The organism is Kocuria sp. NPDC057446 (genome assembly GCF_042802875.1).
Classification (GTDB): domain Bacteria; phylum Actinomycetota; class Actinomycetes; order Actinomycetales; family Micrococcaceae; genus Kocuria.
Genome location: NZ_JBHVDI010000150.1, coordinates 1 through 9,546 on the forward strand (window position 1 = coordinate 1; position 9,546 = coordinate 9,546).

Annotated in this window: 8 protein-coding genes; 5 read left to right on the forward strand and 3 right to left on the reverse strand. The window is 73.5% G+C overall.

Going from position 1 to position 9,546, the window contains the following annotated elements:
- Window positions 1-90: 90 nt before the first annotated feature.
- Window positions 91-3,156 carry a bifunctional [glutamine synthetase] adenylyltransferase/[glutamine synthetase]-adenylyl-L-tyrosine phosphorylase gene (locus tag ACFU0Y_RS14935; protein WP_380215314.1) on the reverse strand — a complete coding sequence of 1,022 codons (3,066 nt, stop codon included), beginning with the start codon at window positions 3,154-3,156 and terminating at the stop codon, window positions 91-93.
- A gap of 18 nt (window positions 3,157-3,174) precedes the next feature.
- A complete protein-coding gene (gene glnA / locus ACFU0Y_RS14940; protein WP_380215315.1) occupies window positions 3,175-4,515 on the reverse strand; it encodes a type I glutamate--ammonia ligase in 1,341 nt (446 codons plus the stop codon).
- A gap of 136 nt (window positions 4,516-4,651) precedes the next feature.
- Between glnA and panB the strand changes: the two genes are divergently transcribed.
- On the forward strand, window positions 4,652-5,488 hold the full coding sequence (gene panB, locus ACFU0Y_RS14945; protein ID WP_380215316.1) for a 3-methyl-2-oxobutanoate hydroxymethyltransferase: 837 nt from the start codon (window positions 4,652-4,654) through the stop codon (window positions 5,486-5,488).
- A gap of 51 nt (window positions 5,489-5,539) precedes the next feature.
- Here the strand turns inward: panB and ACFU0Y_RS14950 are convergent, their stop codons facing one another.
- Window positions 5,540-5,716: an SPOR domain-containing protein gene (locus ACFU0Y_RS14950; RefSeq protein ID WP_380215317.1), complete on the reverse strand. Its 177-nt coding sequence runs from the start codon at window positions 5,714-5,716 to the stop codon at window positions 5,540-5,542.
- A gap of 132 nt (window positions 5,717-5,848) precedes the next feature.
- Here ACFU0Y_RS14950 and map point away from each other — a divergent pair, with 132 nt between their 5' ends.
- From map to ACFU0Y_RS14970, 4 genes are all read left to right on the forward strand, one after another.
- Window positions 5,849-6,748: a type I methionyl aminopeptidase gene (gene map, locus ACFU0Y_RS14955; protein WP_380215318.1), complete on the forward strand. Its 900-nt coding sequence runs from the start codon at window positions 5,849-5,851 to the stop codon at window positions 6,746-6,748.
- A gap of 56 nt (window positions 6,749-6,804) precedes the next feature.
- Window positions 6,805-7,626 (forward strand): polyphosphate--glucose phosphotransferase, encoded by an 822-nt coding sequence (ppgK, locus tag ACFU0Y_RS14960; RefSeq protein WP_380215319.1) that lies wholly within the window; start codon window positions 6,805-6,807, stop codon window positions 7,624-7,626.
- A 115-nt stretch (window positions 7,627-7,741) separates the two neighbouring features.
- A complete protein-coding gene (locus ACFU0Y_RS14965; RefSeq protein ID WP_380215320.1) occupies window positions 7,742-8,758 on the forward strand; it encodes a glycosyltransferase family 2 protein in 1,017 nt (338 codons plus the stop codon).
- On the forward strand, window positions 8,755-9,498 hold the full coding sequence (locus tag ACFU0Y_RS14970; protein ID WP_380215321.1) for a polysaccharide deacetylase family protein: 744 nt from the start codon (window positions 8,755-8,757) through the stop codon (window positions 9,496-9,498). Before ACFU0Y_RS14965 ends, ACFU0Y_RS14970 begins: the two co-directional genes overlap by 4 nt.
- Window positions 9,499-9,546: the final 48 nt, after the last annotated feature.

The following is a 9,546-nucleotide window of genomic DNA, read 5'->3' on the forward strand; positions in this document are numbered from 1 at the left end:
GGTCCCGCTCCAGGGACCGGGGCCTTGCCCGTGGTCGGCGACGGACCGGGGCCGTCGCACGCCCTCAGTCCCCGTGCTCAGTGCCTGCCGTCAGTGGCCGTAGAACAGCCGCTCGAACACGGCGCGGGCCTTGCGGGTGGTGCGCAGGTAGTCCTCCTCGAGGCGCCCGGCGCCTCCGTGCTCGTAGCCGCACCAGCGGGCCACCGCCTCGAGGTCCGCCCGCTTCGAGGGCAGGGCGTCGGAGCGGCGCCCGGTGCGCAGGACGTTGCCGTTGCGCACGGCCGTGGCCAGCCGCCACGCGGCGGACAGGGCCGTGGCGTCCTCGGCGGTCACGAGTCCTGCCTCCTCCGCGGCGTGCAGGGCGCGCAGGGTGCTCGTGGTCCGCAGCCCCTGCACCCGGTGCCCGTGCTGGAGCTGCAGCGTCTGGACCAGCCACTCGACGTCCGAGAGCCCACCGCGCCCGAGCTTCAGGTGCCGGGACGGGTCCGCGCCCCGCGGCATCCTTTCGTTCTCCACGCGGGCCTTCATCCGCCGGATCTCCAGCAGCTGGCGCTCCGTGAACTCCTCCGGGTACCGGCGCGGGTCGATCACCCTCCGGAAGGCATCGGCCAGCTCGTCGCTGCCGGCCACGGGCAGCGCCCGGGTGAGCGCCTGGTACTCCCAGGTCTGGGCCCACCGGGCGTAGTACTCCGCGTAGGACTCCACGGAGCGCACCATGGGTCCCTGCTTGCCCTCGGGCCGCAGGTCGTTGTCGATCTCCAGGACCCGCTCCGCCACGATGGGCGGTGTGCAGGGCGCCTTGAGCAGCTGCACCATGCGCTGCAGCAGGGTCTCGGCCTGGTCCCGCGCCGCGGCGGGGTCCGCGTCCCCGACCGGGGCGTAGACGTACATGACGTCGGCGTCGGAGCCGTAGCCGATCTCGCGTCCGCCCTGCCGGCCCATCGCGACGACGAGGACGTCGGCGAGCCGCCCGTCCCGGTCGTAGACCTCCCGCTCGGCCACGTGCAGGGCGCCGAGGACGCAGACCCGGTCGATGTCCGACAGCGCCTCCACCACCTGTTCGACGTCGAGCAGACCGGAGGTGTCCGCGAGCGCCACGCGCAGCTCCTCGCGGCGGCGGATGAGCCGGATCATCCGCACGGCCTCCCCGGGGTCCGGGTGGCGGGCCATCTGGGCGCGGATCTCGCTCCACAGCGTCTCGAAGGAGACGGGGCACAGCTCGTCGTCCTGGCCCAGCCAGGCCGTCGCCTCCGGCGAGTTCTCCAGCAGGTCGGTGACGTACCGGGAGCTGGAGAGGATCTGGCACAGCCGTTCGGCGGCGGCGTTGGAGTCGCGGAGCAGGCGCAGGAACCAGGGGGTGGTGCCGAGGGACTCGGAGAGCCGCCGGAAGCCCAGCAGCCCCGCGTCGGCGTCGACCCCGTCGGCCAGCCAGGCCAGGAGCACGGGCAGCAGGGTGCGCAGGATCTCGGCCCGCCGGCTGACGCCGCGGGTGAGGGCCTCGATGTGGCGCACGGCGGCCTTGGGGTCCCGGTAGCCGAGGGCGGCGAGCCGGTCCCGCACCGACTCGGGCGAGAGCCGGGTGTCGGTCTCCGGCAGGTGGGCGAGCGCGGCCAGCAGCGGCCGGTAGAAGATCCGCTCGTGCATCCCGCGGACGCTGCGCTTGACCTTGCGCCACTCCTCGAGCAGCGCCTCGCCGGAGGGGCGGGCGGTGTCCGCGGCGCCGCGCAGCGACCGGGCGATGACCGTGAGCTCCCGCTCCGCCTGCGGCATGAGGTGGGTGCGGCGCAGCCGGAACAGCTGGATGCGGTGCTCCAGCAGGCGCAGCCAGCGGTAGTGGGCGGAGAACTGCTCGCTGTCCCGGCGGGCGATGTAGCCGCCCTCGGAGAGCGCGGCGAGGGACTCGGTCGTGGCCTGGGTCCGGACCCGCTCGTCGGTGCGCCCGTGCACGAGCTGGAGGAGCTGCACGGTGAACTCCACGTCGCGCAGCCCGCCGGGGCCCAGCTTGATCTGGCGCTCGCCCTCGGCGGCGGGGATGTTGTCGGTGACGCGCCGGCGCATGGCCTGCACGGACTCCACGAAGCCCTCCCGCCCGGAGCTGCGCCACACGAACGGCTCGATGGCCCGGCGGTAGGCGGCCCCGAGCTCCGGGTCCCCGGCGACGGGCCGCGCCTTGAGCAGGGCCTGGAACTCCCAGGACTCGGCCCACCGCTCGTAGTAGCGCACGTGCGAGTCCAGGGTGCGCACCAGGGGGCCGTCCTTGCCCTCGGGCCGGAGGTTGGGGTCCACCTCCCACAGCGGGGGCTCCGCGCCGCGGGCCATGAGCGCCCGGGCCGTGCCCGTGGCGAGGGCCGTGGCGATGACGGTGGCCTCCGCCCCGTCCAGGGGCTCCGCACCGTCCGGGTCCTCCACGGCCATGACGTGGACGACGTCGACGTCGGAGATGTAGTTGAGCTCACGAGCACCGCACTTGCCCATCCCGATCACGGCGAGCCGCACGTGCTCGACCGTCCCGGGGTCCCAGGTCCCGGCCGCCTCCGCCCGCGAGACGGCGAGCGCCGCCTCGAGGGCCGCGGCGGCGAGGTCGGCCAGCTGGCGTCCCACCGCGGGCATGTGGTCGGCGGGGTAGAGGGCCCCGACGTCCTGGATCGCGATGCGCGCCAGCTCCCGCCGGTAGGCGACGCGCAGGGCGCTGCAGGCGGTGTCGCCGGTCTCGGCCGCGACGGGGGTCCGCGCGGCGGGCTCCGCCCCGACGGCCCTCAGGAGCGCGTCGCGGAACTGCTCCGGGGGGATCTCCCCGGGCTCGGCGGCGGCGGGCTCCGCGAGGAGGTCGAGGTGCTCGGGGCGCCGGAGCAGGAACTCCCCGAGCGCCTCGGAGGCCCCCAGGAGCCGGAACATGGTCTCGGAGGCCTCCGGGCCCGCGTTGATCCGCTCGGCGAGCTCCGGGGACTTCTCGAGGAGCCGGACGGTGAGCTGCAGGGCGACGTCGGGCGAGGCCGCCAGCGCCAGGCCCTCCAGCAGCCGGTCGAGGTCGACCTCGGCGAGCTCGGGAAAGGCGAGCCAGCGCTGGGCGTTGCCCGTGTCCGCGAAGCCGGCCTTGATCAGACGGCCGGACGCGACGGTGCCCGCGGGGGCCGCCGACTGGGGAGGGTGTGTCATGGGACGGTCCGTCCGGGGTCAGAGGATGCCGAGGTTGTTCTTGAGCTCGAAGTGCGTGACCACCCGGCGGTAGTCGTTCCAGTCCCGGCGCTTGTTGCGCAGGAAGTAGTCGTAGACCTGCTCGCCGAGCAGCTCGGCCATGAACTCCGACTCCTCGGTCTCCCGGATCGCGTCGTAGAGGCTCGAGGGCAGCGGGTTGTGGCCCAGGGCGCGGCGCTCCGCGGAGCTCATGGCCGCGACGTCGTCCAGCTCCACGGGCGGGAGCTCGTACTCGTTCTCGATGCCCCGCAGACCCGCGGCCAGCAGCGCGGCGTAGGAGAGGTACGGGTTCGTGGCGGAGTCGATGCCGCGGTACTCGATGCGCGCGGCCTGCACCTTGTCGGGCTTGGACAGCGGCACCCGCACCAGGGCGGAGCGGTTGTTGTGCCCCCAGGACTGGTAGGAGGGGGCCTCTCCCCCGCCCCAGAGCCGCTTGTAGGAGTTGACGAACTGGTTGGTCACGGACGTGAACTCGGGGGCGTGCCGCAGGATGCCGGCGATGAAGTGCCCCGCCGTGCGGGAGAGCCGGAACTCGGACCCGGCCTCGAAGAAGGCGTTGGTGTCCCCCTCGAAGAGCGAGAAGTGGGTGTGCATGCCGGAGCCGGGGTGCTCCGTGAACGGTTTGGGCATGAAGGTCGCGTAGAGGCCCTGCGAGAGGGCGACCTCCTTGATCACCGTGCGGAACGTCATGATGTTGTCGGCGGTCTGCAGGGCGTCGGCGTAGCGCAGGTCGATCTCGTTCTGCCCCGGGCCCGCCTCGTGGTGGGAGAACTCGACGGAGATCCCGACGGCCTCGAGCATGCTGACGGCCTTGCGCCGGAAGTCCTGCACCACGCCGCCCGGCACGTGGTCGAAGTACCCCTCGTGGTCCACGGGCGTCGGCCGGCCCTCGGCGTCGAGGTCCGCGGACTTCAGCAGGTAGAACTCGATCTCCGGCGCCGTGTAGCAGGTGAAGCCCATGTCCGAGGCCTTCTCCAGCACGCGCTTGAGCACCCCGCGCGGGTCCGAGGAGGAGGGCTCGCCGTCCGGGGTGAGGATGTTGCAGAACATCCGCGCGGTGGGCTCCGTCTCGCTGCGCCACGGCAGGATCTGGAACGTGGAGGGGTCCGGCTGCAGGAGCATGTCCGCCTCGGACACCCGCGACAGGCCCTCGATCGAGGAGCCGTCGAAGCCGAGTCCCTCCTCGAAGGCCGCCTCGACCTCGGCGGGGGCCAGGGCCACCGACTTGAGGCTCCCGACGACGTCCGTGAACCACATCCGCACGAAGCGCACGTCGCGCTCCTCGATGGTCCTGAGGACGAACTCCTGCTGACGGTCCATGGTTGTCTTCCTCGTCTTCCTGCCCGGGGCGCCGTGCCGACCGGGCACGCCGGCTGTCCCGCCCACTCTAACGCGCCCGCCTGCCGCGCCCGCCGGACGGAACGGGCCCGGCGGGTGCGCCCGATAGGGTGGGTCCATGACCCAGGAGACACCCCGCCCGGCACCGGGTGCGCTGGACGTGCGCCGGGTGCGCACGCACCACCTGCGCGAGGCCAAGCGCCGCGGCGAGAAGTTCACGATGCTCACGTGCTACGACGCCCTGACGGCGGCGATCTTCGACGCGGCGGGCGTGGACTCGCTGCTCGTGGGGGACTCCGCGGGCAACAACGTCCTGGGCCACTCCAGCACCCTGCCCGTCACCGTGGACGAGCTGCTGCCGCTGTGCCGGGCGGTCTCGGGCGCCGTCGAGCGCGCCTTCGTGGTCGTGGACCTGCCCTTCGGCTCCTACGAGGCCTCCCCCGAGCAGGCCGTGGGCACCGCGGTGCGCTTCCTCAAGGAGGGCGGGGCGCACGCGGTGAAGCTCGAGGGCGGGGCCTGGTTCGCCCCGCACGTGCGGGCCATGGTGCAGGCCGGGGTGCCGGTCGTGGCGCACATCGGCTTCACGCCGCAGAGCGAGCACGCCCTGGGCGGGTACCGCGTGCAGGGCCGCGGCGACGCCGCGGGGGCGCTCGTCGAGGACGCCCGTGCCCTCGAGGCGGCCGGGGCGTTCTGCCTGGTGATGGAGATGGTCCCGGCGGAGGCCGCCGCGGCCGTGGACGCCGCCCTGGAGATCCCGACCGTCGGCATCGGCGCCGGTCCGGGGACCACGGGCCAGGTGCTCGTGTGGCAGGACATGCTCGGACTGCGGCGGGGCCGGATGCCGCGCTTCGTCCGGCAGTACGCGGACCTCCACGGGGTGGTCTCGGACGCCGTGGGCCGCTACGTCCAGGACGTCCGGTCGGGGACCTTCCCGGGTCCCGAGCACGGTTTCTGAGCACGGTTCCGTTACCGCCGCACCCCGCTCCGGTGCCCGGCCGGGGGCCGCTCAGCCCTCCTCGAAGGCGCGGTCCTCCTCGTCCCACCGCCGGGTGCGCTCCGCCGCGATCTTGAGGGCGTTCTGCGCCTCCTCCCGCGTGGCGTAGGGGCCCAGCAGCTTGCGGTAGTCCGACTGCGGGCCCTCCTCGACCTGGTGGGTGTAGGTGTTGAACCAGAACTCGGCCATGACCTCTCCTCTCGGTGGCCGCCGGGCCCCGGCTGACCGGTCCGGCCCCGTGCCCGGCGCGCTAGGGTAGATCCTAGGCCCGGACCGGCCCGGACGGGGCCGGCACACCCGATCCAGGAGGTCCAGACCCTCGTGCCCACGCACAACCTCACCGCGCCCGCTCCCGGCGCCACCGCTCCCGTCGGGGCCCTCGTCCCCGGCGTCGTGACTCCCGCCCGCCCCGTGCCGGCGGCCATCGCCCGCCCCGAGTACGTGGGCCGGGCGGAGCCCGACGAGGGCCGCGGCGGCAACGTCTACACCCCCGACGAGATCGAGCTGATCCGCGAGGCGGGCCGGATCGCGGCCCGCGCCCTGCAGGAGGCCGGCCGGGCGGCGGTGCCGGGCACCACCACGGACGAGCTCGACCGGATCGCCCACGAGTACCTGTGCGACCACGGGGCCTATCCCTCCTGCCTGGGGTACCGGGGCTTCCCGAAGTCCATCTGCACGTCCCTCAACGAGGTGATCTGCCACGGCATCCCCGACTCCACGGTGCTGGAGGAGGGCGACATCATCAACCTGGACGTGACGGCCTACAAGAACGGCTTCCACGGCGACACCAACCGGATGTTCCTGGTGGGCGAGGTCGACGAGCAGTCCCGGCAGCTGGTCGAGCGCACCGAGGAGGCCCTGAACCGGGCCGTCAAGGCCGTCCGGCCGGGCCGGGAGATCAACGTCATCGGCCGCGTGATCGAGAAGTACGCCCGGCGCTTCGACTACGGCGTGGTGCGGGACTTCACCGGCCACGGGGTGGGCCGCGAGTTCCACTCCGGCCTGATCGTCCCCCACTACGACGCCGCGCCGTCCTACGCCACCCCCATGGTCCCGGGCATGGTCTTCACGATCGAGCCCATGCTGACCCTGGGCACGATCCAGTGGGAGCAGTGGGACGACGACTGGACCGTCACCACCCGCGACCGGCGGCGCACCGCGCAGTTCGAGCACACCATGGCCGTCACCGAGGACGGCGTCGACGTCCTCACCCTTCCGTAGGCCCTGCCGTAGACTGCCCACACTTGACCGACCTCCGGCCCGCGAGAGGACCTTCCATGAGCCAGCCACAGACCACCGAACTTCCCGCCACCGTTCCCGCAGCCCACCGTCGGGCCATAGGCGTCGACTTCGGGGGCACCGGCACTAAGGGCGGGATCGTGGACCTCGACACCGGGGAGCTCGTCGGCACGCGTTTCCGCATCGCGACGCCGCAGCCGGCCACTCCCGAGGCGGTGGCCGAAACGGTCGCGAAGATCGTGGAGGAGCTCCAGGCCCGCCCCGACGCCCCGGCCCCCGACTCCCCGGTCGGCATCGCGTTCCCGGCGATCATCAAGAACGGCGTCGCCCTGTCGGCCGCGAACATCGACAAGTCCTGGATCGACACGGACGTGGACTCCCTCATGACGCGGCGACTGGGCCGGCCGGTGGAGGCCCTCAACGACGCCGACGCGGCCGGGCTGTCCGAGGCGGTGTACGGCGCCGGCCGGAGCGTGGGCGGTCTCGTCATCGTGCTCACCCTGGGCACCGGCATCGGCTCGGCGCTCGTGCAGGACGGCAGGCTCGTGCCCAACGCGGAACTCGGTCACCTGGAGATCGACGGCTATGACGCCGAGACCCGGGCCTCGGCGTCGGCGCGGGAGCGCGAGAACCTGCCCTGGAAGAAGTGGGCGACCAAGCGGCTGCAGCCCTACTTCAGCCACGTCGAGTTCCTCTTCTCCCCCGACCTGTTCATCGTGGGCGGCGGGGTGTCGAAGAACCCCGACAAGTTCCTCCCCTATCTGGAGCTGCGGACGCCCGTCAAGGTGGCGGAGCTGCGCAACAACGCGGGCATCGTCGGGGCCGCTCTGCGCGCAGACCTGCCTGTGTCCGCACGCTGACGCCCCACCGTCCGGGCGGACCGACCCATCGCGGTTCGTCCGGGGCGCCGAGGCGCACGCCGGCGTCCCGCGCGCCCCAGAGCTGCCCCCCTCAGCACCGCACCGGGAGATATTCATGAAAAGTACCGCAGGAGAAGTGCGTCTGCCGGCCGTGGCCATCGGAGTGCCGACCTATCGGCGGCCGGAGGTGCTGCCTCGACTCGTCAGGGAGCTGGGCGAGCAGGCCGACGACCTCCTCGGGCGGGACGGGCGGCCCGCCGTGGCCAGGTCCGTGCGGATCGTCCTGGCCGACAACGACCCGGAGCGCTCGGCGGAGCCCACCGTGGCCGAGCTGGCGCGCTCCTGCGCGGAGGGCGGTCCGGAGGTGCGGTACGTGAGCGAACCGGTCCCCGGCATCGCCGCGGTGCGCAACCGGCTGCTCGAGGACACGGCCGACGCGGACGTCCTGCTCAGCATCGACGACGACGAGCGTCCCCGACCGGGATGGGCACGGCACCTGCTGGAGACCTGGAACCGGACGGGAGCGGCCTTCGTGGCAGGCAGGGTCGTCCCCGAGTACACCGGCGAGGTGGACCCGTGGTTGCTGGCCGGCCGGTTCTTCGTGCGCCGGCAGCTGCCCACGGGGACGGCCGTCCCGTTCGCGGCCGGAGGGAACATGCTCCTCGACCTCGCCCAGGTCCGGGCCGCCGGGGTGCGCTACCGCGACGACTTCGGCCTCTCCGGCGGAGAGGACACCGTCTTCACCAAGGAGCTGCACGCGGCGGGCCGCTCCCTCGTCTGGTGCAACGAGTCGGAGGCCGTGGACGTCGTGCCGGCCGAGCGCCAGACCCGACGCTGGGTCCTGGTCCGGGCCCTCAGCCACGGGAACTCCACGGTCCTGTCCGACACCGTGCTGGCGCCCTCCCGTCGACGTCGGGCGGTCCGCGCCAAGGCCGCCGTCGCGGGACTGGCGCGCCTGGGAGGCGGCGCCGGCCGGGCTCTCGGGGGCTTCGCGGGCCGGGCGCCCGTGCACCAGGCCCGCGGACTGCGCACCGCGTGCCGTGGCGCGGGCATGCTGCTCGGGGCGGCCGGCTGGTCCTACGAGGAGTACGGTCGCGACGGCCGGCTCGCCCGCTTCCGGCCGGGGGCATGAGCTCCGTGCTCCGCACCGGCTCCCTCCGCGCCCGGGCACCGCGCGCCGTCCTGCGCCCGGCCGCCCGGGTGCTCGGGACACCCGTGCGCGTGCGCACGGACGCGCCGCGGATCGCCCTGACGTTCGACGACGGTCCGGTGCGCGCGGTCACTCCCGGCATCATGGACGTGCTGCACGACTTCGACGCCCGTGCCACCTTCTTCGTGCTCATGACCAGGGCCCGCCCCGATGCCGGCCTCGTGCGGGAGCTGGGCGCGGCCGGCCACGAGGTCGCCCTGCACGGGGCCGACCACCGTTCCCTGCGCACCTTCACCCCCGGGGAGGTCCGCGACCGGACTCGCCGTGCCCGGGACGAGCTGGAGCAGATCACCGGAGCACCCGTGACCTGGTTCCGGCCGCCCTACGGCGAACAGTCCCCGGCGAGGTGGGCGGCGGTGCGCAGCCTGGGCCTGGAGCCGGTGCTGTGGTCCGCCACCACCTGGGACTGGAAGGACGTCCCGCAGGCCCGCCGTGTCGAGAAGGCCCTCGACGGATGCTCCGCCGGGGCCATCCTGCTCGCCCACGACAACTTCGCCGACGCCGTCGACGGTGTCAGCGACGGGCCCCGCCCCGAGGTGGACAAGACCGACCTGCTCACCCGTGTGCTCTCCGGCCTGTCCGAGCGCGGAACGACGGCCACGACGGTGTCCGAGCTGCTGCGCACGGGCCGCTTCGAGCGGCGCATCAGCTTCGCCGGCTGACCGGGGGCAGAAAAAACCCGCCGGGGGCCGCGGCTTCCCCTCCGCAGC

Excerpts from the sequence above, each read along its gene's own strand:
- ACFU0Y_RS14935 (WP_380215314.1), bottom strand. The coding sequence starts at position 3,156 with ATGACACACCCTCCCCAGTCGGCGGCCCCCGCGGGCACCGTCGCGTCC.
- glnA (WP_380215315.1), bottom strand. The coding sequence starts at position 4,515 with ATGGACCGTCAGCAGGAGTTCGTCCTCAGGACCATCGAGGAGCGCGAC.
- panB (WP_380215316.1), top strand. The coding sequence starts at position 4,652 with ATGACCCAGGAGACACCCCGCCCGGCACCGGGTGCGCTGGACGTGCGC.
- ACFU0Y_RS14950 (WP_380215317.1), bottom strand. The coding sequence starts at position 5,716 with ATGGCCGAGTTCTGGTTCAACACCTACACCCACCAGGTCGAGGAGGGC.
- ppgK (WP_380215319.1), top strand. The coding sequence starts at position 6,805 with ATGAGCCAGCCACAGACCACCGAACTTCCCGCCACCGTTCCCGCAGCC.
- ACFU0Y_RS14965 (WP_380215320.1), top strand. The coding sequence starts at position 7,742 with ATGAAAAGTACCGCAGGAGAAGTGCGTCTGCCGGCCGTGGCCATCGGA.
- ACFU0Y_RS14970 (WP_380215321.1), top strand. The coding sequence starts at position 8,755 with ATGAGCTCCGTGCTCCGCACCGGCTCCCTCCGCGCCCGGGCACCGCGC.